Source organism: Cedecea sp. Ae19-4 (genome assembly GCF_059801165.1).
Genome location: NZ_JBCHWG010000003.1, coordinates 548,504 through 572,975, shown reverse-complemented (window position 1 = coordinate 572,975; position 24,472 = coordinate 548,504). Strand labels below are relative to the sequence as shown.

Annotated in this window: 25 protein-coding genes and 1 riboswitch; of the genes, 16 read left to right on the top strand and 9 right to left on the bottom strand. The window is 54.5% G+C overall.

What is annotated here, in order from left to right; translation table 11 throughout:
- Window positions 1-14 precede the first annotated feature (14 nt).
- From tauB to AAIE02_RS20595, 5 genes are all read left to right on the top strand, one after another.
- The gene (gene tauB, locus AAIE02_RS20615) at window positions 15-782 is read left to right on the top strand and encodes a taurine ABC transporter ATP-binding subunit (protein WP_498533154.1); all 768 of its coding nucleotides are present in this window, start codon (window positions 15-17) and stop codon (window positions 780-782) included.
- Window positions 779-1,606, top strand: coding sequence for a taurine ABC transporter permease TauC (gene tauC, locus AAIE02_RS20610; protein WP_166995162.1), 828 nt, complete (start codon window positions 779-781; stop codon window positions 1,604-1,606). The genes tauB and tauC overlap by 4 nt, the downstream gene beginning before the upstream one ends.
- Entirely contained in the window at window positions 1,603-2,451 is an 849-nt protein-coding gene (tauD, locus tag AAIE02_RS20605; protein WP_166995164.1) for a taurine dioxygenase, read from the top strand. Before tauC ends, tauD begins: the two co-directional genes overlap by 4 nt.
- 64 nt (window positions 2,452-2,515) lie before the next feature.
- Complete coding sequence (locus tag AAIE02_RS20600) at window positions 2,516-2,710, top strand: type II toxin-antitoxin system HicA family toxin (protein ID WP_336989463.1); 195 nt, start codon at window positions 2,516-2,518, stop codon at window positions 2,708-2,710.
- 45 nt (window positions 2,711-2,755) lie between these two features.
- Entirely contained in the window at window positions 2,756-3,163 is a 408-nt protein-coding gene (locus tag AAIE02_RS20595) for a type II toxin-antitoxin system HicB family antitoxin (RefSeq protein WP_008460879.1), read from the top strand.
- Window positions 3,164-3,215: 52 nt separating this feature from the next.
- On the opposite strand, the gene nepI is transcribed toward AAIE02_RS20595, so the two are convergent.
- On the bottom strand, window positions 3,216-4,397 hold the full coding sequence (nepI, locus tag AAIE02_RS20590; RefSeq protein WP_498533153.1) for a purine ribonucleoside efflux pump NepI: 1,182 nt from the start codon (window positions 4,395-4,397) through the stop codon (window positions 3,216-3,218).
- Window positions 4,398-4,985: 588 nt separating this feature from the next.
- On the opposite strand from nepI, the gene fimA reads away from it, so the two are divergent.
- The 6 genes from fimA to sfmF all read left to right on the top strand — a co-directional run bounded on the left by fimA (window position 4,986) and on the right by sfmF (window position 11,093).
- Window positions 4,986-5,540, top strand: coding sequence for a type 1 fimbrial major subunit FimA (gene fimA, locus AAIE02_RS20585; RefSeq protein ID WP_008460883.1), 555 nt, complete (start codon window positions 4,986-4,988; stop codon window positions 5,538-5,540).
- A 78-nt stretch (window positions 5,541-5,618) separates the two neighbouring features.
- Window positions 5,619-6,164, top strand: a complete 546-nt coding sequence (gene fimI, locus AAIE02_RS20580) for a type 1 fimbrial protein subunit FimI (RefSeq protein ID WP_008460884.1) — start codon at window positions 5,619-5,621, stop codon at window positions 6,162-6,164.
- A gap of 44 nt (window positions 6,165-6,208) precedes the next feature.
- Window positions 6,209-6,904, top strand: coding sequence for a type 1 fimbria chaperone FimC (gene fimC, locus AAIE02_RS20575; protein WP_008460886.1), 696 nt, complete (start codon window positions 6,209-6,211; stop codon window positions 6,902-6,904).
- Window positions 6,905-6,935: 31 nt separating this feature from the next.
- The gene (locus AAIE02_RS20570) at window positions 6,936-9,530 is read left to right on the top strand and encodes a fimbrial biogenesis usher protein (protein ID WP_336982972.1); all 2,595 of its coding nucleotides are present in this window, start codon (window positions 6,936-6,938) and stop codon (window positions 9,528-9,530) included.
- A gap of 27 nt (window positions 9,531-9,557) precedes the next feature.
- Window positions 9,558-10,562 (top strand): type 1 fimbria D-mannose specific adhesin FimH, encoded by a 1,005-nt coding sequence (fimH, locus tag AAIE02_RS20565; RefSeq protein WP_166995169.1) that lies wholly within the window; start codon window positions 9,558-9,560, stop codon window positions 10,560-10,562.
- Window positions 10,563-10,571: 9 nt separating this feature from the next.
- The gene (sfmF, locus tag AAIE02_RS20560; RefSeq protein WP_008460892.1) at window positions 10,572-11,093 is read left to right on the top strand and encodes a fimbria assembly protein; all 522 of its coding nucleotides are present in this window, start codon (window positions 10,572-10,574) and stop codon (window positions 11,091-11,093) included.
- A gap of 75 nt (window positions 11,094-11,168) precedes the next feature.
- Here sfmF and fimZ read toward each other — a convergent pair whose 3' ends face one another.
- From fimZ to fimW, 4 genes are all read right to left on the bottom strand, one after another.
- Complete coding sequence (gene fimZ / locus AAIE02_RS20555; RefSeq protein WP_008460895.1) at window positions 11,169-11,801, bottom strand: fimbria biosynthesis transcriptional regulator FimZ; 633 nt, start codon at window positions 11,799-11,801, stop codon at window positions 11,169-11,171.
- 564 nt (window positions 11,802-12,365) lie between these two features.
- Entirely contained in the window at window positions 12,366-13,094 is a 729-nt protein-coding gene (locus AAIE02_RS20550) for a DNA-binding response regulator (protein WP_157141443.1), read from the bottom strand.
- A 20-nt stretch (window positions 13,095-13,114) separates the two neighbouring features.
- On the bottom strand, window positions 13,115-13,825 hold the full coding sequence (locus tag AAIE02_RS20545; RefSeq protein WP_166878006.1) for an EAL domain-containing protein: 711 nt from the start codon (window positions 13,823-13,825) through the stop codon (window positions 13,115-13,117).
- A 252-nt stretch (window positions 13,826-14,077) separates the two neighbouring features.
- Window positions 14,078-14,680, bottom strand: coding sequence for a fimbria biosynthesis transcriptional regulator FimW (gene fimW / locus AAIE02_RS20540; RefSeq protein ID WP_008460898.1), 603 nt, complete (start codon window positions 14,678-14,680; stop codon window positions 14,078-14,080).
- 213 nt (window positions 14,681-14,893) lie between these two features.
- Here fimW and tsr point away from each other — a divergent pair, with 213 nt between their 5' ends.
- Complete coding sequence (tsr, locus tag AAIE02_RS20535; protein WP_166878008.1) at window positions 14,894-16,558, top strand: methyl-accepting chemotaxis protein; 1,665 nt, start codon at window positions 14,894-14,896, stop codon at window positions 16,556-16,558.
- Between the two features lie 52 nt (window positions 16,559-16,610).
- On the opposite strand, the gene AAIE02_RS20530 is transcribed toward tsr, so the two are convergent.
- Window positions 16,611-17,546 (bottom strand): LysR family transcriptional regulator, encoded by a 936-nt coding sequence (locus AAIE02_RS20530; RefSeq protein ID WP_498533152.1) that lies wholly within the window; start codon window positions 17,544-17,546, stop codon window positions 16,611-16,613.
- Window positions 17,547-17,724: 178 nt separating this feature from the next.
- Between AAIE02_RS20530 and AAIE02_RS20525 the strand changes: the two genes are divergently transcribed.
- Window positions 17,725-19,059, top strand: a complete 1,335-nt coding sequence (locus AAIE02_RS20525) for an MFS transporter (protein ID WP_336818875.1) — start codon at window positions 17,725-17,727, stop codon at window positions 19,057-19,059.
- Window positions 19,060-19,074: 15 nt separating this feature from the next.
- Complete coding sequence (locus AAIE02_RS20520) at window positions 19,075-20,241, top strand: M20 aminoacylase family protein (RefSeq protein WP_008460903.1); 1,167 nt, start codon at window positions 19,075-19,077, stop codon at window positions 20,239-20,241.
- A gap of 49 nt (window positions 20,242-20,290) precedes the next feature.
- Here the strand turns inward: AAIE02_RS20520 and ubiK are convergent, their stop codons facing one another.
- The gene (ubiK, locus tag AAIE02_RS20515; RefSeq protein WP_008460905.1) at window positions 20,291-20,551 is read right to left on the bottom strand and encodes a ubiquinone biosynthesis accessory factor UbiK; all 261 of its coding nucleotides are present in this window, start codon (window positions 20,549-20,551) and stop codon (window positions 20,291-20,293) included.
- Between the two features lie 122 nt (window positions 20,552-20,673).
- A riboswitch (FMN riboswitch) is annotated at window positions 20,674-20,822 on the top strand.
- 94 nt (window positions 20,823-20,916) lie between these two features.
- On the opposite strand from ubiK, the gene ribB reads away from it, so the two are divergent.
- Window positions 20,917-21,570, top strand: coding sequence for a 3,4-dihydroxy-2-butanone-4-phosphate synthase (gene ribB / locus AAIE02_RS20510; protein ID WP_008460907.1), 654 nt, complete (start codon window positions 20,917-20,919; stop codon window positions 21,568-21,570).
- Between the two features lie 178 nt (window positions 21,571-21,748).
- Window positions 21,749-22,537, top strand: coding sequence for a 4,5-DOPA-extradiol-dioxygenase (gene ygiD / locus AAIE02_RS20505; RefSeq protein ID WP_008460909.1), 789 nt, complete (start codon window positions 21,749-21,751; stop codon window positions 22,535-22,537).
- A gap of 35 nt (window positions 22,538-22,572) precedes the next feature.
- On the opposite strand, the gene AAIE02_RS20500 is transcribed toward ygiD, so the two are convergent.
- The gene (locus tag AAIE02_RS20500; RefSeq protein ID WP_498533151.1) at window positions 22,573-23,733 is read right to left on the bottom strand and encodes a glutathionylspermidine synthase family protein; all 1,161 of its coding nucleotides are present in this window, start codon (window positions 23,731-23,733) and stop codon (window positions 22,573-22,575) included.
- A gap of 6 nt (window positions 23,734-23,739) precedes the next feature.
- Window positions 23,740-24,417, bottom strand: a complete 678-nt coding sequence (locus AAIE02_RS20495; RefSeq protein ID WP_008460913.1) for a DUF1190 family protein — start codon at window positions 24,415-24,417, stop codon at window positions 23,740-23,742.
- Window positions 24,418-24,472: the final 55 nt, after the last annotated feature.

Below are 24,472 nucleotides of genomic sequence, written 5' to 3'. Positions count from 1 at the left end.
CAGGAGACACGGCGATGCTACAGGTTTCGCATCTCAGCGCGGAGTACGGCGGTAAGCCGGTACTCGACGACATTAATCTGACGGTGGACGAGGGCGAGCTGCTGGTGGTGCTCGGCCCTTCCGGCTGCGGTAAGACCACGCTGCTTAACCTGATCGCCGGTTTCGTTCCCTATCATTCCGGCAGCATTACGCTTCAGGGCAAAACGGTTGCAGGCCCTGGCGCCGAGCGCGGGGTTGTTTTTCAGAACGAAGGGCTGCTGCCCTGGCGATCGGTACTGCATAACGTGGCCTTCGGGCTGCAGCTTGCCGGGCAGGCTAAGCCCGAGCGGGAAGAGATTGCGCTCGACATGCTGCGCAAGGTTGGGCTGGAAGATAAGGCGAAAAACGCCATCTGGCAGCTTTCGGGCGGGCAGCGGCAGCGGGTGGGCATTGCCCGGGCGCTGGCGACGAAGCCCCAGCTTTTGTTGCTGGACGAGCCGTTTGGCGCGCTGGATGCCTTTACCCGCGAGCAGATGCAAACTCTACTGCTGAAGCTGTGGCACGAAAGCCGTCGGCAGGTGCTGCTGATCACCCACGACATTGAAGAGGCGGTCTTTCTGGCGACGGAACTGGTCTTGTTCTCGCCAGGCCCTGGCCGCGTGCTGGAGCGGCTTCAGCTTGATTTTGGCCGTCGCTTTGCCGCCGGAGAGCCGTGCCGAAGCATCAAATCCGATCCAGAATTTATCGCCAAACGTGAATACGTGCTGAGCCGCGTGTTCGATCAGCGGGAGGGCTTCTTATGAGCATAGTGATTCCGGACAAACCCGTGCGCCGCAGGCTTGCCTTGCGCTGGCCGTTTTCGCGTCAGCTTACCCTGAGCGCAACCACGCTGGTGGCGTTGGTGCTGCTGTGGTGGTGGGTGGCGGCTCAGCACTGGATAAGCCCGCTGTTTCTGCCGCCGCCGGGGCAAGTGCTGGCGAAACTTATCACTATCGCCGGGCCGCAGGGTTTTATGGACGCCACGCTTTGGCAGCATCTGGCCGCGAGCCTGGGGCGCATTCTTACCGCGCTTGCCGCTGCGGTGTTGATAGGCATCCCGGTGGGCATTGCAATGGGGCTGAGTCCCACCGTGCGCGGCATTCTTGATCCGCTGATCGAGCTTTACCGCCCGGTGCCGCCGCTGGCCTATTTACCGCTGATGGTGATTTGGTTTGGCATCGGCGAGACATCCAAAATCCTGCTGATTTACCTGGCGATTTTTGCGCCGGTAGCCATGTCCACCATGGCGGGCGTGCGCAGCGCGAAGCAGGTACGCATTCGTGCGGCTCAGGCGCTCGGGGCATCTCGCTGGCAGGTTATCTGGCATGTGATTTTGCCGGGCGCGCTGCCGGAAATTCTGACCGGATTTCGCATTGGGCTGGGCGTGGGCTGGTCCACGCTGGTGGCCGCAGAGCTTATCGCCGCCACGCGCGGGCTGGGCTTTATGGTGCAGTCCGCCGGTGAGTTTCTGGCGACCGACGTGGTGCTGGCCGGGATCGGCGTCATTGCCGTCATCGCATTTTGTTTAGAACTGGGGCTACGGGCGCTACAGCGCCGCCTGACCCCGTGGCATGGAGAAGGGCAATGAGTGAAAAAGTGAACATTAAGCCGTTGGGGCCGTATATCGGGGCGCAGGTTGACGGCGTGGATTTAACGCGCGGCCTGAGCGACAACCAGTTCGAGCAGATTTACCACGCGCTGATCCGCCATCAGGTGCTGTTCTTCCGCGAGCAGGAAATTACGCCCGAGCAGCAGCGCGCGCTGGCTCTGCGTTTCGGCGATCTGCATATTCACCCGGTTTACCCGCATGCCGAAGGCGTGGAAGAAATTATCGTGCTGGATACCCACAACGATAATCCGCCGGATAACGACAACTGGCACACCGACGTGACCTTTATTGAAACGCCGCCTGCCGGAGCGATTCTGGCGGCGAAGCAGCTGCCGGAAACCGGCGGCGATACGCTGTGGACCAGCGGGATTGCCGCTTATGAGGCGCTGTCCGAGCCGTTTAAAAAGCTGTTGTCCGGGCTCGAGGCCGAGCACGATTTCCGTAAATCGTTCCAGGAGTATAAGTACGCCCACAGCGAAGTCGAACACCAGCGCTGGCGCGAAGCCGTGGCGAAGAACCCGCCGCTGCGCCATCCTGTGATTCGCACGCATCCGGTCAGCGGGAAACAGGCGCTTTTCGTCAACGAAGGCTTTACCACGCGCATTGTTAACCTGACAGAAAAAGAGAGCGAGACGCTGCTGGGCTTCCTGTTTGCCCATATCACCAAACCAGAGTTCCAGGTACGCTGGCGCTGGCAGCAAAACGATATTGCCATCTGGGACAACCGCGTGACACAGCATTACGCCAACGCCGATTATCTCCCGGCTCGCCGTATCATGCACCGCGCGACAATCCTCGGGGATAAGCCTTTCTGGCGCGGCTGAGCATCCGAAGGTGTGATTGATATTTGCTCTTTTGGTGGTTATTATAACCACCAAATTTCACTTCATGGATGAAGGAATGACAAGCGCAGAGCTGATAAGGATGTTGAAAAAGTTGGGATGGCTACACGTGCGTACCAGAGGCAGCCACCACATTTTTGAAAAAGAAGGTGAGGCAAACCCTGTCGTGGTACCCCACCCAACCAAGGATTTGGCCCCGGGAACGTTGCATAAAATTCTTAAGCAACTGGGTGAGAAATGAATAAGTGGCGTGCCAACGAGTAGCGCTTTCAGGAGAGAGGAACGTATGAAATATCCTGTGTATTTGCACCAGGCCGAAAGTGGAAGCTGGTCAGGGTTTGTGCCGGATATTGAAGGCTGCTATTTCGCCGGAGACACCATCGATGAGGCTATCGATGACGCCCATGGCGCGATTAATGCTCATCTGGAATATCAAAGCGAGAAAGGCAGAGCGGTGCCTGTTGCTCTGACGATTAACGATCATAAAAATGATGAGAGTTGCCAGGGGGGCGTTTGGGGATTTGTTGATATCGATATTACCCGGTACGAAGGTAAATCGGTAAAATTGAATATTACGTTGCCACAATCCTTGCTGGCGAGAATCGATAGCTATGTCAGTGGTAATAGGGAGTACGCCAGCCGAAGTGGTTTTTTAGCAGAGCTGGCTCGCCGTGAATTAACTAAACGCCTGTAGCTTCTCATCACGAATATGGCCCGCCAGGTGCGGGCCTTGTTGTTTTTACAACTTAAGCCCGCACCTTCACCGTAACCAGCACCGCTGTCAGCAGCATCAGGCTGCCGGACAAGATAAGCGGGGCCAACAGGCCGAGGTTATCCAGCGCGAGGCCGCCTATTGCCGCCCCGCAGGTGTTGGCCAGTTGAATCACGGCCACCTGAATTGACCCGGCTTTTTCCGCCTGATCCGCCAGCGAGCGGGTGATCCACGTTGACCAGCCGACCGGCACGAGGGCAAAGGCCAGCCCCCAGACAATAGCAATCACCGATGCCACGGCTTTGTTCGCCCCCCACAGCACCAGTACCGCCGCGCTGATAGCGAGAATTAATGGCGCGCAGGCCAGGGCCAGCTTGAGCGATCGTTTCAGGATCGGGGCGGAAAGGGAGGTGCCGACGAAGCTGGCAATACCGAAGCTCAGCAGCACCAGCGTCAGACCGTCCACGTCAAAGCCCGCCAGGGTCATATAAACCGGGCGAATATAGGTAAAGAACGAGAACTGCCCGGCGAACGCCATGAAAATTGCCAGCATACCCGCCAGCACGCCCGGGCGTTTGAGCAGGCCAAACATGTTTTGCTTCTGGTGCGCCGCTTCCCCTGGCAGAGAAGGCAGCGCTTTCCAGACCCAGATAATACAGGCGACGCCCATCAGGGCGGCGGCGTTAAAGACGTTGCGCCAGCCGATGATCCCCCCGAGGAAGCTGCCCAGCGGGGCGGCAATCACTAGCGCAATCGAGACGGCTCCGAAGATAACGGACAGCGCCTTAGGCACCGTGCGCGCGGGCACAAGGCGCATGGTCAGCGAGGCCGACATTGCCCAGAACCCGCCCAATGCCAGCCCAAGACAGGCGCGACCAAGCAGCAGCAGAGAGAAGTTGCCCGCGAACGAAACCAGCAGGCAGGAGGCGGTGAGCAGCACGGCAAAAAGCAGCACCACGCGGCGGCGATCGGTCGATCCAATCAGGTTGGTGACAAACAGGCTGGCAAACATCGCCACAAAGGCGGTGACCGTGACCGACTGCCCGGCAAGGCCTTCGGAGATATTCAGTTCCTGCGCCATCGGCGTCAGCAGGCTAACCGGCAAAAACTCAACGGTAATCAGGCAGGCCACGCAAAACGCGATGGCAAAGACTGCCGACCAGTTGGGGCGTGTTACTGAGGTTGCCGGAATGGTATGGGGGGCGGTTTCATTCATCCTGAAGTCCTGGGTCAAAGTTTGGGGCAAGCCTTCCAGTGTATCACCGCTTGCGCAACGTCTTTAACCTTTTGGCAACTTCACTCGGTATTGCGCGGCAGGCGTTCAAGATCCCTTTATCTGAATCAAACAAAAAATAAACAAATTTAACAAAAAACGAACAATTTTCTGGGGCTAAGAGAATAATATAACCCCCTAAATTTACGAGGCTTTTATCTCTCCAGAATCATTTTCCCGAAAGGTTTACCTGGTCATTTCTTAGGCGTTATTAAGACTGAGCTTATGCAACATAAAGAATTGGTATCTATTACTTAAATAAAATTTAGCTTAATTTAGCCATACTTCGTAGCCCATCACGAATATATAAAAATTTCATCTTGAATTATTAAAGATAACTTTATACGGCACATTAAATAATGTGCTGGGGAAACGTTTGTCTTTAATTCTAATGAAACCACTGAGCATTCTAAGGAATTCCCACAGGATGTGGGGAATGCGTTATGCGGTCATTTAAGACCGATGATGATTCAAACGGAGTCATGAAGGATGCCTGACTCCGATGTGCGTTTTATATATGAAGGAATACCCATGAAATTAAGCAAAATCGCCTCTTCTCTGATCGCAACCGTTGCTCTGGTCAGCAGCGCCGCTAACGCAGCAGATCCTGTTACCGTTAATGGCGGGACCGTGCACTTCCAGGGCGAGCTGGTTAACGCCGCTTGTGCGGTAAGCACTCAGTCCGACGGCCAGATCGTTAAACTGGGCCAGTACCGTACCGCCGCTTTCACCAAAGTGGGCGATACCTCTTCCCAGATCCCATTCAACATCGTTCTGACCGATTGCGATAGCACCGTGGCGGCCACCGCTTCTGTGGCATTCACCGGCCAGACTGATGCGACCGACCCAACGCTGCTGGCGGTAAACTCCAGCGGGAACGCAACCACCGCGAAAGGCGTGGGTATCGAGATCCTGGATCGTACCTCTAAGACCCTGTCTCCGAACGGTTCTACCTTCTCTACCGCTCAGACTCTGAACGACGGTGAGAACACCATTCCGTTCACCGCTCGCTATAAAGCAACCGCTGCCACCGCGACTGCCGGTGCTGCGAACGCGGACGCAACTTTCGTTATGAAATACGAATAATCAGCCACGGCTGAGAGCACAGGGATGATTCAGCCTCACGGATGAGGCTTGTCCGACGCGAGTCCAGAGAGGACGATGATGATAAGGAAAATCCTGCTCCTGGCGATGCTGGCTGCGGTGAATCCCGTTCAGGCAAAGCGCATTGTGGTTATCCACGGTGGGGAAGTGCATATGCAGGGTGAGCTGGTTAACGGCGCCTGCGCCGTCGCACCTGAAAGTCAGGAAATGACGGTGCAAATGGGCCAGTACCCGAGCAACGTATTTAAAGATGTTGGCAGCTACGCGCCGCCCAGCATCCCTTTTACCCTTCGGCTGACGGACTGTCGCCCGGAGGTTTATGACCATGTGGGCATCGCGTTCCAGGGATCTACTCCTGCGGAAGATCCTCTGGTCTTTCTGGCCACGTCCAGCGTAAGTGGCAATGACGCCAGCAGCGGCATTGGCCTCGCATTATTCGACCAACAGCAGCAGCTGATTATTCCCAATAGCGAACCGGCGTCTTATTCGGAAATAACTACGCAGGAAATGAGTTTTCATTTTACTGCCCGTTATCGCGCGGTTTCTAAGCATATGTCGCCCGGAAATATTCGCTCTGACGTCTGGTTCACGCTGGTTTATCCCTGAACCTCTGCTTTTCCATTCTGGCTATTTTGATGGTACCTGTCGTGATGAACAAATTATATAAAGCCGCTTCGGCACTGATGCTCTCTTTAATGATGATGACTTTCAATGCGCAGGCTGCGGGCGGTATTGCCCTGGGCGCTACGCGCGTTATTTATCCGGCCGACGCGAAACAAACTTCGCTGGCCATCACCAACAGCGATCCGAAAGAGCGCTTCCTGGTGAACTCATGGATCGAGAACGATCTCGGCCAGAAAGAGAAAAGTTTTGTGGTTACGCCGCCGCTGTTTGTCAGTGAGCCAAAAAGCGAAAACACGCTGCGTATTATCTATGCCGGGCCTGCGTTACCGACGGATCGCGAGTCTATTTTCTGGATGAACGTGAAGGCCATTCCTTCCGTGGATAAAAACAGCGTTGAGGGAAAAAACGTCCTTCAACTGGCGGTGCTTTCCCGCATCAAACTGTTTGTACGCCCTAAAAATCTGCAGATGCAGCCGGAAGATGCGCTGAAAGAGATTCGCTTCGCGCGCAACGGTCAGTACCTGAAGATCAGTAACCCGTCGCCTTACTACGTTTCACTGGTCAACCTGAAAATGGGGAGTGAAAAACTGCCTAACACCATGGTGGCACCGAAAAATAGCGTGCAGGTTGCCGTACCGTCCGGCGTTCAGGGGGCGGTGAGCTTCCAGACTGTGAACGACTACGGCGCGGTGACTAAAGCACAAGCGGGTGTCATGCAGTAACGCCAGGCGGGCAAAGGGAAGCCGATAAATCATGAAGAGATCAGTCTCGCGTAAGGTGTTTACGCTAGCGCCGCTGGCGGCGACCATTGTGGCCTCATTTTGGCCCGCGTTCGCTGCCGCTGAGAGCTATTTCAACCCGGCATTTTTGTCGGACGATACCGCGGCGGTGGCGGATCTGTCTCGCTTCGAAAAAGGCAGCAGCCAGCCGCCGGGCGTTTATCGCGTGGACATCTGGCGCAACGATGAATTTGTTGCCACCGAAGACGTACATTTTACGGCGACGGAATCGAAAGTCCCTGCTTCTGAAGCCGTGAAGTCCGGCGGGCTGACGGCCTGCCTCGACGTCGACTGGCTCAAGCGGCTCGGGCTGAATATGCTGGCGTATCCTGAGCTGGCGAAATATAAGTCCGGGGAGTGCGTCCCCGTGACTACGGCCGTGCCAGGCGCTGAAATGAGCTATGACTTTTCGCGTCTGCGACTGGATATTAGCCTGCCACAGGCCTCTTTAATCAACAGCGCCCGCGGTTACATTCCCCCGGATCAGTGGGATGAAGGGATCCCGGCGGCGCTGCTGAACTACACCTTCACCGGCAACCGCGGCACTTACAACGACAGCTACTATCTGAACCTGCAAAGCGGCCTGAATCTGGGCCCGTGGCGCCTGCGCAATAACGGGGCCTGGAACTACACCAGCGGCGATGGCCACCACCAGAATCAATGGCAGAATATCAGTACCACGCTGCAGCGCACGATTATCCCGCTCAAGGGCGAGCTGGTCATGGGCGACAGCAACACCGGCAGCGATGTGTTCGACAGCCTCGGGTTTCGTGGGGCGCGCCTCTATTCTTCCGACAGCATGTACCCGGACAGCCTGCAGGGCTACGCGCCAACCGTGCGCGGGATTGCCCGCACCAACGCCAAGATTGTTGTCCGCCAGAACGGCTACGTGATTTATCAGAGCTATGTCTCTCCGGGCGCGTTTGCCATCAGCGACCTTAACCCGACCTCTTCAAGCGGTGACTTAGAGGTTACGGTAGAGGAGAAAGACGGCTCTGTACAGAAGTACACCGTGCCTTATTCCACCGTGCCGATGCTGCAGCGTGAAGGCCGGTTTAAATATGATGTGGTGATGGGGGATTTCCGCAGCGGGAATAACCAGCAGGATAAGCCGTTCTTTACTCAGGGTACGTTGATTGCCGGTCTGCCGAACGGCTACACCGCCTATGGTGGGACACAGCTGGCAGAACGCTATACCGCCGTTGCGTTAGGTGCCGGGAAAAACCTCGGTGACTGGGGGGCGATTTCGCTCGATCTTACTCATGCGCACAGCAAGCTGGCGGATGACAGCGATCATCAGGGGCAGTCGCTGCGCTTCCTGTACGCCAAATCCCTGAGCGGCTACGGAACTAACTTCCAGCTGCTGGGCTATCGCTACTCCACGCGCGGTTTTTACACTCTGGATGATGTGGCCTACCGGAATATGGAAGGCTACCAGTACGAGTGGCAAAACAATGACAGCAACCGGCAGGAGCTGGTGGCGACCAGCTATCACAACCTGCGCTACAACAAAAAGGGCCGATTTCAGGTCAATATCTCCCAGTCTCTGGGGGATTACGGCTCGGTCTATGTTTCCGGCAGCCAGCAAACTTACTGGGGAACCGATCAGGACAACACCTGGTACCAGCTGGGATACTCCAGCGGCTGGCGCGGGATCAGCTACTCGCTTTCCTGGTCGTGGAGTAAGTCGCTCGGCCTGGCAGACACCAACCGGATTGTCGCCTTCAACCTTTCGATTCCGTTTAGCACGCTGCTTGGGCACGGTTATTCGCGCGATACGGCGCTGGATCGTGCCTACGCCACGATGGCCACAAGCCGCAGCTCTGACGGCAAAAATAGCTGGCAATCCGGGGTCGGCGGCACGCTGCTGGAAGGTCGCAACCTGAACTACAGCGTGAGTCAGGGGCATACCAGCAATAACGGCTATTCCGGCAGCGCCACTGCCAACTGGCAGGCCACGTACGGCACGCTTGGCCTGGGCTACAACTATGACCGCAACCAGCATGACTTCAACTGGCAGGCTTCCGGCGGCGTGGTCGGCCATGCGGACGGGGTGACCTTCAGCCAGCCGCTGGGCGACACCAACGTGTTGATTAAAGCGCCGGGCGCTTCCGGCGTCAGCATTGAAAACCAGACCGGGGTGAAAACCGACTGGCGTGGCTATGCCGTTATGCCGTATGCCACGGTTTACCGCTACAACCGCGTAGCGCTCGACACCAACACAATGGACAACCACACCGACATTGAAAACAACGTCAGCAGCGTAGTGCCGACGGAGGGTGCCCTGGTCCGCGCCACCTTCGATGCCCGAATTGGCGTGCGCGCCATCCTCACCGTTAAACGCGGCGACCGCCCGGTGCCGTTTGGTTCCGTGGTGCGGGAAGAGCAAAGCGGTGTGACCAGCATGGCCGGTGACGACGGGCAGATTTACCTCAGCGGCCTGCCGCTGAAAGGCAAATTGCTGATCCAGTGGGGCGACGGGAAGGGTTCCCAGTGCCGCGCCAACTATTCCCTGCCGGAAGAGAGCCTGAAACAGGCTGTCGTCATGGCAACCGCCACCTGTTCATAGCGTGCGGAGAGATTCAGGAAGATGAAAATGAAACTGAGCAATGTTATCGCGGGTGGCTTGCTGCTGGCCTGCGCAGGTCCTGCTGCCGCAACGGTGTGCTACAACTCCAGCGGCACCGTCACCGATGTCTCTTATGACCTGTCGGACAAATTTAACAGCAGCAATAACAACGTTGGGCAAGTCGTTACCCTGGCGGAAAAAACGCAGTGGGTCGGGGTGAATGCCAAATGCCCGGCCGGCACGATCGGGAACACGACGATGCGAAGCTACAAGACGGAGCTGCCGGTTCAGGAAGTGGTGGGCAGTTATCAGTACCTGAAGATTAATGATTATCTTAACGGGGCGATGCAGATCACCGACAGCTATGCTGGTACGTTCTACCCGCCGCGCAATTATATTCAAATGGGGAGCCACCCGAACGTCTCTAAGCAGCAGCCTTTTGGCGTACAGGATTCGAAGCTGGTGTTTCGCCTTAAAGTCACCCGCCGTTTTATTAACATGGTGCCGATTCCACGCCAGACGATGTTCCGGGTCTACGTAACGACCACCTCTGCGGACCCGTTAGATACGGTCGTTTACACCATCAGCTACAGCGGCAAAGTTGAAGTCCCGCAGACCTGCGAAATCAACGCCGGGCAGGTGGTGGAGTTTGATTTTGGCAGCATCGGGGCATCGTTATTCAGCCAGGCCGGAGCCGGTAACCGCCCGCAAAGCGTGACGCCGCAAAGTAAAACGGTCGGCATCAAATGCACTAATATCGATGCCCAGGCTTACCTCACGCTGCGCCTTGAGGCTGAGAAAAGCAGCGGCAATATGATGATATCCGATAACAGCGATCTGGGCTTTATCGTGGCGAACGCCAGCGGTACGCCGCTGACGCCAAACAACCTTGGCAGCAAGATTAATTTCCAGCTTGATGATGCCGCTGCGGCCCGGGTGGGAATTCGCGCCTGGCCGGTCAGCGTGACGGGCGTTAAGCCGAAGGAAGGGCCGTTCACGGCTCGTGGCTATCTGCGCGTTGATTTCGACTAAGGGGACCTGATGAACAAGTTTATCCTGAGCGCGCTGGCGCTGGTCCCGATACTCTGCGTGCCCTCAGTGAAAGCGGCCTCGCCGCTGGGGGAAATCAACGTTGAGCTGCATGGAACAATCGTGGATTACACCTGTGTCGTGGAGACGGGCGGGGACAATAAGACGGTGAAGCTTGGCTCGTGGCCGACCAAACAGCTGCGCACCGCCGGGAGCACAACTCAGGCAATGCCGTTTAACCTGAAGCTAACCGGCTGCCCGCCGAGCGGTACCGCCTCTATCACCTTTAATGGCAAGAGTACCGGCACGGGACTGCTGGCGCTAAACGCTGCCAGTACGGCGAAAAATGTGGCCATTGAGCTACTGAATGAGGATAAGTCCCGATTGTTGTTGAATGATGCCAGTAAAACGATGCCGGTTGATGCCAACGGCGATGTGACGCTCAAGTTTTGGGCAAACTATATTGCCACGGCGGACAACGCGGATGCCGGGCTGGCCAATGCGGATGCGACGTTTCTGATTAACTACAATTAAAGCATCGTTAATGGTTCCAGAAAATAACCGGGAGGAGTCTTCCCGGTATTTCCGCTTCCGGTGCGTAATGGTCCTTTATAGCAGTTCATGCACCTTGGCATAGTCAATCAGCTCGACAATGGAAGTGAGTCCGAGTTTAGAGAATATATTAGCTTTATGTGCGCTAATGGTCTTGTTACTCAGTAATAGCTGTTCGGCAATCTCTTTATTCGACAGGCCGTTTGCCAAATAACGCAAGACTGTGATTTCGCGGTTGGATAACGGCATGTCGTCCATCGTTCCCCGGCGTGATTTATGGCTGCTGATAAAATGCAGCGTTTCCGAAGGGAAAAAGGAGTAGCCAGAAAGCAACATTTCAACCGCGTTAAATATATCTTCCTGTTCCTTACGTTTGCTCACAAATCCGTTGGCGCCGGCCTGAATAGCGCGCCCTGCGTAAAACGACTCTGATTTTGACGACAGGAAAAGGATTTTGGTTTTTTCCTGTAATCCTTTGATTCTTTTAAGTAATGTAAAGCCATCTGTGTTGGGGAGTTCAACATCAAGAATCACCAGATCGACTGGATTCGCGCGCATATAGTCGATAACTTCCCGACCATCATCTGTTTTTAAAACAACATTAATATCTTTATTTTTCTGGAGGAGAACTTCTATCGACATTCTGACAATAGGATGCTCGTCCATAATGATTACGGATGCCGGTTTCATTTTTTTTTGCCTCGATTGTTTGATAAAAACATCGCTTTGACACAGCGTCAATGGCAGCGAAAGTGATAAACAGTGAGTTGGCGGTTGCCGGTCTTTATGCGGGAACCTCCTTGTTTTTTTTAACTCTCTTCCTTTTTAAATTCGTTATTGTCGGCGGGAGAATGACTGCCTAAATAACTTCACATGTAATCCTTATAGATGCCATGGCAAATATAAATATGTGATGAGGTGATTATACAGCGCAGTTTTTGTGGGAAAAGTCTGATGTTCCTGGAATAAGTCTAAGTCAATACGAAATGCTGTGTAGTTAATTGACCTTTTTCTAAATTGAATTAACGAACCTAATTTTTTAGTTAAGGTGGGTTAAAAGACTTTTTATTGGAGAAAAAATGACATTTAGTTCTGAATGTTGTTATTTTGTTTTGGATCAAAAAGTGCTGAATGGCGTCATAGCGGAATAATTGCTTCCAGGAATAGTTGTAATTGTTAATTTTTTGTTTGTTTTTAACTCAATTTGAACATTGAAATTAAGTAAATTCTTAAAATATCTTATGCCTCAGTAGGTTAGTTCGATAGCCAATGTGCGCTATTTGCAACAGAAATTTCATGTAGAAGGTGCAGCAATTTACTGCGGTTATCGAGCGCCAGTCGGGTCAGCAAAACGTTGAAGCGATAAACGACGTAATGATAGGGTTTCTCAAGTAAAAGGGCGATTGATTTCAATGACTCTCCGCGGCTCAGCGCCAGTAAAATCGCCCACTCTCTGAGGGAAAAAACCTGCGTGTCGTAACTCGCCGCCAAATCTGGGGCGCCGGGGCTTAAAGCCTGTTTCAGTTTGTCCGGGGGGAGACGACGCTCGACAATCTTGCAGCCAACGGCCTGCTGAATAAATCGTGTGATTTCGGGCTTTCGCTGCGCGCTAAGCAGCATGATTTGGTGTTGCGGCGTGGTGATAATTTGTTGGCGAATGGCCTTCAAAACGTCAAGTGTGGGGATCTCCAGGCTGTCGAGGTCGACGATCAGTCGCGGCACGGGAGAGTGCACCTGATGCGCGATAACGTCATCCAGCGAAGAGAGCACGGGAATGTTAAGGCGATGGAAAAGAGTGCCGGTGATTGCGCTGCTGAGGAAATTGTCGGCAGAAACGAGGATGGCATCGGGCTTCTTTGGTTTTTGCCCCCCAATCAATTGCTGTTGAATATATTCGAGTCGATCAAAAAAAAGTGGCGCGGTGGAGTTGGCGGGGTTTAGAAGATAATCAGTCCTGGTACGACGGTGTTTATTTCGCCTCATAGCTGCGCACATAAGCCTGCTCACAATGACAAGGTATCAGAGAGCAGCCAGCGTTTATGCGGCCATAAATAGCCTTGCCCGAAGCTGGCACCTGACTGGCGAGCAAGCTCGAGATGATGTGTGTCTTCGATACCTTCGATGATAATGTGAGGTGAAATGTCCGCGCACCGTGCGACCAGGCGTTGAAGTGCCCTGGGATTTTTACCGAGCGTCCAGAATGCTTGCTTATCAATTTTTACTCCGCCGACATCAATGGCGTAGCGGTGGAAGCTTTCAATACAGCCCTCGGTAAGGTCATCCAGCCATACCGATATCCTTTGTTGCTGTAACAGCTTAATTCGCTCCCGCAGGCAAAGCTGATGCCGCCTGGAGCACGTATCAAAAAGTGGAGCATCCTGTATCTCAATTGTTATCCATGATTCACAAACATCAAGCAGCCGGGCGAATAGCCGCTCGTCAATCAGCGCCATAATGGGAAGGTTAAGGAAGAAGCTACCGGATGCCTGTCGGGACTTCAGCAGGTTGGCCTGACGGCAAAAAAGCGCCACGCTGTCGGCTGCCGACAGGTTTGCAAAAAAAACCTCGGAATCGCGTGATGGCGCGGCGAGCTGGCTGAGTACTTCGTGGCTAATAACGTGTCCGCTAAATAAATTAACAATCGGTTCCAGACGGAAACCGGAAATATGCTGGTCAACAGATAATAAATTGTTATCTCTGGAAATATTTATCATTATTTTGTCGCTAATTGTGACAGCTATAACTGAATTGCTGAGCAATCAATGCCCTGAGAGGAAGAGGTGGTGTGCTTTCAGCAAATTTGGAGATTTTTCTGAGCGTATTCTCTCAGCGCCTCGAATGAGTGAATACCGGGGATGGCTTATTCCAGGTTGCGAAAATTCGCAACCCTGAAGAGTGAGGGGCGCGTTTTTTTTATAATTAAGAGTAATTCCCTGGCATAATAAGAAAATACTTAATTAAATAATTCAATCCAGCAAGAACGGCAGATTGAGTTTGATATAATTCATGAGTTTATATTGGCTCTTGATATTAAGTTTTTTCATAATCGACAGTCGTTTATCCCGCGCAGTATTTTCATCAATATGCATAATAAAAGCCGCGTCAATCAGCGAGTAACCACAGGCCATTAGCTTCAGTAATTCACGCTCCTGCATGTTGAAATGCCGCGTTGTGCAGTAGTGGCAAATAGACGTAGGCACGGGCAGGGTGTTTTTTTTGCGCCGTTCTGGATCTATCCAGGGGGCCAGTTTGAGCCTGACATCTTCGACCTCATCCTCACGATAGATAGACGGCAGCATATACAGGCAGGGACGAAACATCAGGTTCTCCTGATCCTGCTTTTTACAGATGAGGATCACCCGCTGATGGCGCGTCGTCTGCGGTATTTTGTAGCAGTTGGCGGTTGACCAGTTGTCGTCTAGCGCGAAAAAAACCAGATCGGCGACGTCCTGGTGCGCCAACGGTAGGAAATGATAAGTCTCGCTAAACTGACGGCAGAGCTGCTGGATAATAATTTTAATGCCATTGGCAAAATGGCTATTTCTTTCACAGATAGCAACGGTAAGCATGCCTTCCTCCGGGCTGGTTGACTATTAAAAAAATGATAGTGAAAAAAACTCGGATTATGAATGTGTTACGACTTAACCCCGCAGGTGTGGAGGATGAATTATTGCCAGGCCATTTCCTGGGAGTAGCAGAAAAAACGGCAAAAAAACGCTTTGGGTAAAGTTTTCTGCTGTTACGCCGATGATTAAGACTTGTCTTACAGGGAATGAGAAGCAATGTTAAACCGTATCAAAATCGTTACAAGCTTACTGGTCGTCCTGGGGCTGTTTGGCATTTTGCAGATAGCTTCCGGCGGATTGTTCTTCAATGCGCTGAAGCAGGACAAAGAAAATTTCACCGTTCTACAAACCATTCGTCAGCAGCAGTCAACGCTGAACGGCAGCTGGGTCGCGCTGTTGCAGACCCGTAACACCCTGAACCGCGCCGGTATTCGCTACATGATGGATGCCAATAAAATTGGCAGCGGTGCAACCGTTGAAGAACTGATGGCGATTGCCAGCACTTCGCTGAAACAGGCTGAGGTTGAGTGGGCGGCTTATGAAGCTTTACCGCGCGATCCACGCCAAAGCGACGCGGCCGCACAAGAAATTAAGCGCAACTACGATATTTATCACGGTGCGCTGGCAGAGCTGATTCAACTGCTTGGCGCGGGGAAAATTAATGAATTCTTCGATCAGCCAACCCAGGGATATCAGGATGGCTTTGAGAAGCAATACGTTAACTATCTGCAGCAAAACGACCACCTTTATCAGGAAGCGGTCGACAGCAGCAACAGCTCCTACAGCATGGCGATTTGGATCCTGATTGGCGTCCTGATTGTGGTGCTGGTGGTGATCCTTGTGGTCTGGCAGGGGATCCGCACCACGCTTATCTCTCCGCTGAATCGCCTGATCGAAAGCATTCGCCACATCGCCAGCGGCGATCTGGTGCGCAAAATCGACGTGGAAGGCACCAACGAAATGGGGCAGCTGGCCGAGAACCTGCGCCATATGCAAAACGAGCTGGTGATTACCGTGGGTGAGGTCCGCAACGGCGCGAATGCCATTTATAGCGGCGCCAGCGAGATTTCCATCGGCAATAACGATCTCTCTTCTCGTACCGAACAACAGGCGGCTTCGCTTGAGGAAACGGCCGCGAGCATGGAGCAGCTGACTGCCACGGTTAAACAGAATGCTGAAAACGCCCGTCAGGCTAGCCAGCTGGCGCTAAGCGCCTCTGAAACCGCGCAGCGCGGCGGTAAAGTCGTGGACAATGTGGTGCATACCATGAGCGAAATTGCCGGCAGTTCGCAGAAGATTGCCGACATTATTAGCGTCATTGACGGCATCGCCTTCCAGACCAACATCCTGGCTCTTAACGCCGCCGTTGAAGCTGCCCGTGCGGGTGAGCAGGGACGTGGTTTTGCCGTGGTAGCCGGGGAAGTGCGTAATCTGGCGCAGCGTAGCGCGCAGGCCGCGAAAGAGATCAAAACCCTGATTGAGGATTCGGTTAGCAAGGTGGATACTGGCTCAACGCTGGTTGAAAGCGCCGGGGAAACCATGGGGGAAATCGTTAATGCGGTGACCCGCGTGACCGATATCATGGGCGAGATTGCCTCTGCTTCTGACGAGCAAAGCCGCGGGATCGATCAGGTTGGATTAGCGGTTGCAGAAATGGACCGTGTGACCCAGCAGAACGCCGCGCTGGTGGAAGAGTCTGCCGCCGCCGCCGCTGCGCTGGAAGAACAGGCCAGCAGGCTCACGCAGTCCGTTTCCGTATTCCGTATCGCTCAGGAACGCCAGGCCAAAGCCCAGGCCGCTGCGCCGAAGGCTGTTGTGACGACGGCTGCCCCGCGTAAAGCCGTGGCTGCTACGTCTGACGATAACTGGGAAACCTTCTGATTCGAGCTGTATAGGAACAACAAGGCGGGTAGCTCAATGCTGTCCGCCTTTTTTATATCCTCGCTACCATTTCCAGCGCGTCGCTGTCCTGAAGCCAGTCGCGCGAATTGATCCTCAGCATTTCCATAAAGGTCGTCCCTGCGGTGGACAGCCGCCCTATACTGGGGCAAACGATGCTCACGCTGGTTGCCGGCAGCACTTCTTTCAGCGCCAGTGGCCGAAGGTTTTTTTCATAGCCAGGAAAGCGAAGCCTGACCGAAGTCCACATGCTGACAATGGGCGCCTGTTCCATCATGCGCGCCATAATCCACGGCGAGGAGCAGTGCACAATCGTCGGCGGTAGCGGCAGGTTATAGCGGCGGAAGACCTGGCCCAGAATAGAGTGCTCTCCCGGCTCATCCCAGTCCAGCCAGGGAAATTGCATCAGGCTTTTCAGCGTGGTGGTGTGGGTGACGGGATGATGCTCGCCGGCAATAATGGTGTTGCTGAGGGCGTAGAGCGTTTCCTGGTAAAACGTGCCGATGGGCGTTCCGCTGGCACTGGTCATCACCGCCATATCCAGCCGCTGATTAGCGAGCGCATCCAGAATCTGGAGCGGCCTGCCTTCCATGGCGATTAACTTCACGCCGGGAAAGCGGCTCTGGTACTGGCTCATTGTGGTGCTAAAGGGACCGTAAGAGGCGGCGGAGGTAAATCCAATGCGCAGCTGACGCATGGCTTTTCCGAGCAGATTATCGATTTCATCCCGCGCCTGATGTAACGAGCGATCGATATCCCTGGCATGGCGCAACAGCACTTGCCCGTACTCATTTAGCGTCACCCCCCGTGATGAGCGTTGCAAAATTGGCATGCCGATTTCCGTCTCCAGCTCCTGAATGGTTTTGGAAATAGCGGGTTGAGTGAGATGCAGCGCCCGGGCAGCCTTGCCTATGCTGCCCTGTGCGGCAACTTCTAGTAATACATCTAATTGATTTATTTTGATTTTCATTTGTCACTCCGCCATCGGCTTTCGCCATAGTGCAAAAAATGCACTTTCAGGATACGAAGAATATAACCAAAGCCATAACTAATTTTTATGTTTGCGATGTTCTTTTTTTATGCAGATAGTCGAATCACCCTCAGAAGTCACAGCCCGACATGCAAAAAATAATGAGAAGGAAGTGAGCATGAAATCATCTGCAAGTACTGCCTCAGCGGCTAGCGGGTTGATCGCCGCGATGCCGCCTCAAAGCCGTCCTCTGGAAGAGCGAACCAGCGCTAAGTCTCTGGTGGCGGTAACATTGGGTAACGGATTAGAAATCTATGATTTTGCGGTTTATAGCTTCTTTTCAGTGATCATTGGCCACCTTTTTTTTCCCTCCAGTAATGACTATGTTTCGCTGCTGCTGGCGGTAGCGACCTTTGGCGTCGGTTTTGTGATGCGCCCATTGGGCAGCCTGGTGCTGGGTAACTATGCGGATAAGCATGGCCGCCGTTCCGGGATGACGTTGATCCTCGGACTGATGGCCCTTGGCGTGATGCTGGTGGCGTTTGCGCCGACTTACAGCCAGGTCGGAATACTGGGGCCCATCGTGTTGATTGCTGGCCGCCTGCTGCAAGGTTTTTCCGCCGGGGGCGAAATCGGCGCGGCAACCAGCTGGCTGATGGAGGCCGGAGATAAATCCCGGCGCGGGCAGCGGGTGAGCTGGCAGATGACCAGCCAGGGCGGCGCCGCGCTGTTTGGGGCGGCAATGGGAGCAGGATTGAGCCACTACCTCAGCGAAGAGGCCCTGTACGATTGGGGCTGGCGCGTGCCCTTTATTCTGGGTCTGGCGATCATGCCCATTGGGATGTACATCCGGCGCCATTTGCCGGAAACGCATCATACTGAAGCGACTCCCCAAAAGGAGAACTCGGCCAAAATCCTCTGGCGGGAGCATCGTCGGGCTCTGCTGTTGGGCATTTTGCTGATAATGAAAGGCACGACAACGTTCTACATCATCATTTATTACATGCCCGCATACATGGTGAACACGCTGCACATGCCGGCGGCGACCTCCTATTGGATAAGCCTGACGGCGGCGCTGATGACGCTCCTGATCCCTTTTTTCGCAGGAAAGTTGGCGGACAGGCTGCCCAGACGTAAGCCGATCATGACGTTCTGCTTTGCCGTTTCACTCTTGTTGGTTTGGCCGATCTTCGCGTCGATTTTGAACGGTATGCCGCTGTGGATCACTATTGCGTTAATCGCTGTCGATCAGGTGCTGGCGAATGTGTGCACGGTGGTACTGTTCCTGCTGCTGCTCGAAGCATTTCCGAAAACGGTTCGGGCCTCGGGCATCAGCATTGTGTATGCCGTTGGCGTCACCCTATTTGGCGGCTTTGCGCAATTTAACGTGACCTGGTTGCTTAAAGCGACGGGTCAGCCGATGACGCCGGCCTGGTATCTGATTTTTTGCTCTTTCGTTTCGCTGGCGGCGCTGCTTGTCTGGCGGGAACGGAAAACGCAACCTGACGCTTAATACAAGGAGCTACCTATGTTGATTAAAGAGATTCTGGATCGTGAAGAAGAGATGATCGCCCTTCGGCGTGATTTCCACCAAAACCCGGAACTGGGGTTTGAAGAGTTCCGCACCAGCGATCGTATTGCTGAACTGCTGACCGGCTGGGGTTATGAAGTACATCGCGGGTTAGGCGGCACCGGGGTGGTTGGGACACTAAAAGTGGGAAGCGGCAGTAAAAGATTGGGGATCCGCGCCGATATGGACGCGCTGCCGATGCAAGAGCAAACCGGGCTGCCCTGGGCAAGCCAGGTGGAAGGTAAGATGCATGCCTGCGGGCATGACGGCCACTGCGCCATTCTGCTTTCTGCGGCTCGCTACCTGGCGGAGAAGAAGCCTTTTAACGGGACGCTGCATCTGATCTTTCAGCCGTCGGAAGAAAAGATCGGCGGTGCTAAGCGGATGATCGACGACGGTCTGTTCAGGCTGTTCCCGTGCGACGCGGTGTTTGGGCTGCATAATTTCCCCCTGATCCCCGCCGGTCAGTGGGTGACGAAGCCGGGGGCGCTAATGGCCTCTTCTGACAGCCTGACCATCACGCTGGAAGGTAAAGGTGGGCATGGCTCGATGCCGGAGCACTGTATCGATCCTACGATTGCCGGAGCCTCTATTGTGATGGCGCTGCAAACTATTGTCTCTCGCAATATCGACCCGCAGGATGCGGCGGTGGTGACCGTGGGCAGCCTGCAGAGCGGCACAACGCACAACATTATTCCGCACACAGCCGTGCTGAAGCTGAACATGCGTGCCTTTAAAAAAGAGGTTCGTGAGGCGCTCAAACAACGGGTTGAAACCCTCGTCCACGCTCAGGCGGAAAGTTTTGGCCTGAAGGCCTGTATAGAGGTGGATTTTGGCTATCCGGTGACGATAAATAACGAAGCACAGACGGCATTCGCGCTTCAGGTTGCCCGGGATACGTTCGGCGCGGATAACGTCGCGGATCCTCAGCAGGTGAAGAGCATGATGGGCAGCGAGGATTTCTCTTTTATGCTGGAAGAGGTGCCGGGGTGTTATCTCTGGCTGGGTACGGCGACGGGGAAAGACGACTATTCAGTGCATCATCCTCTGTATCAGTTTAACGATGCCTGTATTTCGGTGGGGGCTACATATTGGGTTCGGTTGAGTGAGGCATTTTTACGCTGAGAATTTCCCCCTGACGCTTTCCTTTGCGGGAGCGTCAGGGGGCGGAGCGTTACTCGGCGTCTTTCGGGGCTTCGCGGTTTTCCAGTTCGGTCAGTCGCTGCTCCAGCAGAGCCAGTTTTTCGCGGGTGCGCAGCAGGACCTGAGTTTGCACGTCAAACTCCTCGCGGCTCACAAGGTCAAGGCGGGTTAACTGAGACTGCAGGATCTGGCGTACTTTCTTCTCCACATCATCCCCGAACTCACGAATCCCTTTCGGCATTGACTCATGGACCTGGCGGGCGATTTGTTCAATTTTTTTCGGGTCAATCATAGCGGCTTCCATTATCTGGCGAGTAATAGGGCTAATTGTAATGCCTGATTGCCAGGGGATAAACTGGAAATGTTGCCTGTGTAATCGTTGCCCACAAAAATGATTAGCGCTATAGTGAACCTGCTTATTCTCAGGGCGGGGCGAAACTCCCCACCGGCGGTAAATCAGCGAACGCTGAAAGCCCGCGAGCGCTTCAGGCTTTGCCTGAAGGTCAGCAGATCCGGTGTAATTCCGGGGCCGACGGTTAAAGTCCGGATGGGAGAGAGTAACGATCACGTCAGGCCCTGGCCTGCCCGCGTTATTTTTTTAGCTCCTAAGACTGCCCTGATTCTGGTAACCATAATATTAATGAGGTTTTTATTACCATGAATCAGACGCTACTTTCTGCATTTGGCACCCCGACTGAGCGCGTTGAGCGTGCTCTTGATGCGCTTCGCGAAGGCCGTGGCGCTATGGTTCTCGACGATGAAAATCGTGAGAACGAAGGCGATATGATCTTCCCGGCTGAAACCATGACCGTGGAGCAAATGGCGCTGACCATTCGCCACGGGAGCGGCATTGTTTGCCTGTGCCTGACCGACGAACGCCGTAAACAGCTCGATCTGCCGATGATGGTCGAAAACAACACCAGCGCTTTCGGCACCGGGTTTACCGTGACCATCGAAGCCGCTCACGGCGTGACAACCGGCGTTTCCGCAGCCGACCGTCTGACCACCGTTCGTGCAGCTATTGCCGACGGCGCTAAGCCGAGCGACCTGCACCGCCCTGGTCACGTTTTCCCGCTGCGTGCGCAGCCGGGCGGCGTGTTAACTCGCGGCGGCCACACCGAAGCCACTATCGACCTCGTTTCCCTGGCCGGTTTCAAACCTGCAGGTGTGCTGTGTGAACTGACCAACGACGACGGCACCATGGCGCGTGCGCCGGAGTGCATCGAGTTTGCACGCAAACATAATATGGCGGTTGTGACCATCGAAGATTTGGTGGAATATCGCCAGGCGCAAGCGCGTAAAGCCAGCTAAAAAAGTAAAGCCCGGTCAGCGCGATCGGGCTTTTGTTATTCACTCCCGCCTCGCTGTTTTCGTCTTTTCAGACCTGTTCAAAATTTCTGATGATCATCATCATGCTTATCTGAGTTCTTCCCACAAAAATTGGGCGTAATCTGTGTGTATTGAATCTTAGCCATTTAAGGACACCATCATGACAAGCCCACGTATGCCCGCGCTGTTCCTTGGCCACGGTAGCCCGATGAACGTGCTGGAAGATAACCGCTATACCCGCGCCTGGGCTCAGCTCGGCGAAACGCTGCCGCGGCCAAAAGCGATTGTGGTGGTGTCGGCCCACTGGTTCACCCGTGGAACGGGCGTGACCGCGATGGAAGCACCGAAGACGATTCACGACTTTGGTGGTTTTCCTCAGGCGCTGTATGACACGCATTACCCGGCACCTGGCTCGCCTGAGCTGGCGCAGCAGCTGGTTGAATTATTGGCACCAACGCCGGTGGCGTTAGATAAAGAGGCATGGGGCTTTGACCACGGCTCGTGGGGAGTGCTGATCAAGATGTACCCTAACGCGGATATCCCGATGGTGCAGCTGAGCATTGACAGCACGAAGCCGGCAGCTTGGCATCTGGAGACTGGCCGCAAACTGGCCACGCTACGTGACCAGGGCATTATGCTGGTGGCGAGCGGTAACGTGGTGCATAACCTGAGAACTGCGCGCTGGCACGGTGAAAATACACCTTACCCCTGGGCTGAGTCGTTTAACGACTATGTTAAAGCCAACCTGACCTGGAAGGGGCCTGCGGAGGAGCATCCGCTGGTGAACTATCTCAGTCATGAAGGCGGTTCACTGTCTAACCCGACGGCGGAGCATTTCCTGCCGCTGCTTTATGTCCTGGGCGCGTGGGACGGCAAAGAGCCGGTGACGATTCCGGTCGACGGCATAGAGATGGGATCGCTGAGTATGCTGTCGGTTGTGGTAGGATAAACAGAAAAGCGCCCAATGGGCGCTTTTTTAATGCTCTATTCCACAAAGATATGTGGATAGAAACGGGAAAGATCCTGCGTAATAAGCTCGCGATCCTCACGAATCCCGATCCCTGCAGGCTGATCGTTAATAAGCCAGCTGCCAATCAGCGTATAGCTGTCGCCGAATTTTGGTAGCGGGTAGAACTGCTGGACGATCATGCCTTCTTCGCCGTACGGCCCGTCAACGCGCGCGATCTCCTGGCCATTCTCGATGATCTTCACGTTGGCGCCTTCGCGGGAGAAGATTGGCTTCACGACGTATTTTTCCATCGGCGGGAAGTTGTCCTCGGCGAAATAAGCCGGCAGCAGGTTAGGGTGGCCCGGGAACATCTCCCACAGCATCGGCAGCAGGGCTTTGTTGGAGATAATGCTTTTCCAGGCTGGCTCCAGCCAGCGCACGCCGGCATCTTCCAGCTTGGTGGAGAACATCTCGCGGAGCATGAATTCCCACGGGTAGAGCTTGAACAGGTTGCTGATAACCTGATCCTGCAGGTCGGTAAACTGACCTTTTTCGCCGAGGCCAATTTCCTCGATAAACAGGAACTCACTGGCGACGTCAGATTCGGCGGCGCAGTCCTGCAGATACTGCACGGTGCCGCGATCTTCTACCGTGTCCTGACAGCAGGCAAAGTGCAGCAGATTGAAACCATACTGTTGCTTGAGTTCGGCGAAACGTTCGATCAGCTTTTCCTGCAGGCTGTTGAACTGGTCTGCGCCTTCGGGCAGATTGCCCGCAGCCACCTGATCTTCAAGCCAGATCCACTGGAAGAAAGCAGCTTCATACAGCGACGTTGGCGTATCGGCATTGTTTTCCAGCAGCTTGGGTTCACCCACGGCATCCCACGCCAGATCCAGGCGGGAATAAAGGGAGGGCTGCTGGCTGCGCCATGATTGGCGAACAAATTCCCAGGTGTGTTTCGGAATGCGGAAACGGGCCATGAGCTCGTCGCTGGCCACCACTTTTTCCACAACCTGCAGACACATTTGATGCAGCTCGGCGGTGACCTCTTCCAGGCGTTCAACCTGAGCCAGCGTGAGCTTGTAATAGGCGTCTTCACACCAGTACGGCTCCCCGTACATGGTGTGAAAATTGAAGCCGTATTCCGTGGCTTTTTCGCGCCAGTCCGGGCGTTCAACGAGAGAAACTCTTTCCATGATTTATCAGCCGCCCATCGAACGGCTGCTGCCGGAGGTGGCGCTGCTGCGCTGCATGGTGGATTGCTTGGCCACTGACTCACCAAAGCCGCCGCGAGTCACCGTTGAGGTGGTCGCAGGTTTTGGTGCCATCGCGCTTTTCGGGACGGTTGTCGTCCGGCCTGGGGTGGCCGCGCCGTAGCTTTTACCGCTGGCATCGGCGTACTTGCCGTAAGCCGGGCTGGCCGGGTTTTTTGAGGTAAACAGCGGCTGCTGCGCAAAGCCCGCGCCGCCGCCCATCAGACGGCCCATCATGTAGCCCGCCATCAGCGGCATCCAGAAGCTGCCGCTTTGCTGCGGTTGAGCCTGAGCCTGGCTTTCGCCGGCAAGGCTTGCCTGAGCAGGGGCTGGCTGGCACTGGCCTTCGCCAAACTCGGCCACGCAGGCTTCACGGGAAGCGTACTTCGGTGCCGTGCGCTCGGCTTCTTTCAGAGCGTTATTATAGGCGGTGGTACATTCCGCGCTTTTGCTCGGGTTTGCCTGCGAGCAGTCGTCCGCGTTTTGGTACATTGAGACGGTTTCGTCGCTTTGTTCACAGCCGGCCAGCATAAAGACGGCGGTGACCGCCAACGCCACCGGCGTTAAATGGCGTGCGTTCCAGCTTTTGCGGAACGATGAATGATTTATATTTTTTGTCCGTTTCATTTAATCAGTCCTGAGCCCAGTAGGTTTGGTGCTAAGGATAGGGGATGAGCGGTTG

Excerpts from the sequence above, each read along its gene's own strand:
- AAIE02_RS20570 (WP_336982972.1), top strand. The coding sequence starts at position 6,936 with ATGAAGAGATCAGTCTCGCGTAAGGTGTTTACGCTAGCGCCGCTGGCG.
- AAIE02_RS20495 (WP_008460913.1), bottom strand. The coding sequence starts at position 24,417 with ATGAAACGGACAAAAAATATAAATCATTCATCGTTCCGCAAAAGCTGG.
- ribB (WP_008460907.1), top strand. The coding sequence starts at position 20,917 with ATGAATCAGACGCTACTTTCTGCATTTGGCACCCCGACTGAGCGCGTT.
- AAIE02_RS20595 (WP_008460879.1), top strand. The coding sequence starts at position 2,756 with ATGAAATATCCTGTGTATTTGCACCAGGCCGAAAGTGGAAGCTGGTCA.
- nepI (WP_498533153.1), bottom strand. The coding sequence starts at position 4,397 with ATGAATGAAACCGCCCCCCATACCATTCCGGCAACCTCAGTAACACGC.
- tsr (WP_166878008.1), top strand. The coding sequence starts at position 14,894 with ATGTTAAACCGTATCAAAATCGTTACAAGCTTACTGGTCGTCCTGGGG.
- AAIE02_RS20500 (WP_498533151.1), bottom strand. The coding sequence starts at position 23,733 with ATGGAAAGAGTTTCTCTCGTTGAACGCCCGGACTGGCGCGAAAAAGCC.
- AAIE02_RS20545 (WP_166878006.1), bottom strand. The coding sequence starts at position 13,825 with ATGATAAATATTTCCAGAGATAACAATTTATTATCTGTTGACCAGCAT.
- fimC (WP_008460886.1), top strand. The coding sequence starts at position 6,209 with ATGAACAAATTATATAAAGCCGCTTCGGCACTGATGCTCTCTTTAATG.
- tauB (WP_498533154.1), top strand. The coding sequence starts at position 15 with ATGCTACAGGTTTCGCATCTCAGCGCGGAGTACGGCGGTAAGCCGGTA.
- sfmF (WP_008460892.1), top strand. The coding sequence starts at position 10,572 with ATGAACAAGTTTATCCTGAGCGCGCTGGCGCTGGTCCCGATACTCTGC.
- ubiK (WP_008460905.1), bottom strand. The coding sequence starts at position 20,551 with ATGATTGACCCGAAAAAAATTGAACAAATCGCCCGCCAGGTCCATGAG.
- AAIE02_RS20525 (WP_336818875.1), top strand. The coding sequence starts at position 17,725 with ATGAAATCATCTGCAAGTACTGCCTCAGCGGCTAGCGGGTTGATCGCC.
- AAIE02_RS20600 (WP_336989463.1), top strand. The coding sequence starts at position 2,516 with ATGGATGAAGGAATGACAAGCGCAGAGCTGATAAGGATGTTGAAAAAG.
- tauC (WP_166995162.1), top strand. The coding sequence starts at position 779 with ATGAGCATAGTGATTCCGGACAAACCCGTGCGCCGCAGGCTTGCCTTG.
- ygiD (WP_008460909.1), top strand. The coding sequence starts at position 21,749 with ATGACAAGCCCACGTATGCCCGCGCTGTTCCTTGGCCACGGTAGCCCG.
- AAIE02_RS20530 (WP_498533152.1), bottom strand. The coding sequence starts at position 17,546 with ATGAAAATCAAAATAAATCAATTAGATGTATTACTAGAAGTTGCCGCA.
- fimH (WP_166995169.1), top strand. The coding sequence starts at position 9,558 with ATGAAACTGAGCAATGTTATCGCGGGTGGCTTGCTGCTGGCCTGCGCA.
- fimA (WP_008460883.1), top strand. The coding sequence starts at position 4,986 with ATGAAATTAAGCAAAATCGCCTCTTCTCTGATCGCAACCGTTGCTCTG.
- AAIE02_RS20520 (WP_008460903.1), top strand. The coding sequence starts at position 19,075 with ATGTTGATTAAAGAGATTCTGGATCGTGAAGAAGAGATGATCGCCCTT.
- fimW (WP_008460898.1), bottom strand. The coding sequence starts at position 14,680 with ATGCTTACCGTTGCTATCTGTGAAAGAAATAGCCATTTTGCCAATGGC.
- tauD (WP_166995164.1), top strand. The coding sequence starts at position 1,603 with ATGAGTGAAAAAGTGAACATTAAGCCGTTGGGGCCGTATATCGGGGCG.
- AAIE02_RS20550 (WP_157141443.1), bottom strand. The coding sequence starts at position 13,094 with ATGAGGCGAAATAAACACCGTCGTACCAGGACTGATTATCTTCTAAAC.
- fimI (WP_008460884.1), top strand. The coding sequence starts at position 5,619 with ATGATAAGGAAAATCCTGCTCCTGGCGATGCTGGCTGCGGTGAATCCC.
- fimZ (WP_008460895.1), bottom strand. The coding sequence starts at position 11,801 with ATGAAACCGGCATCCGTAATCATTATGGACGAGCATCCTATTGTCAGA.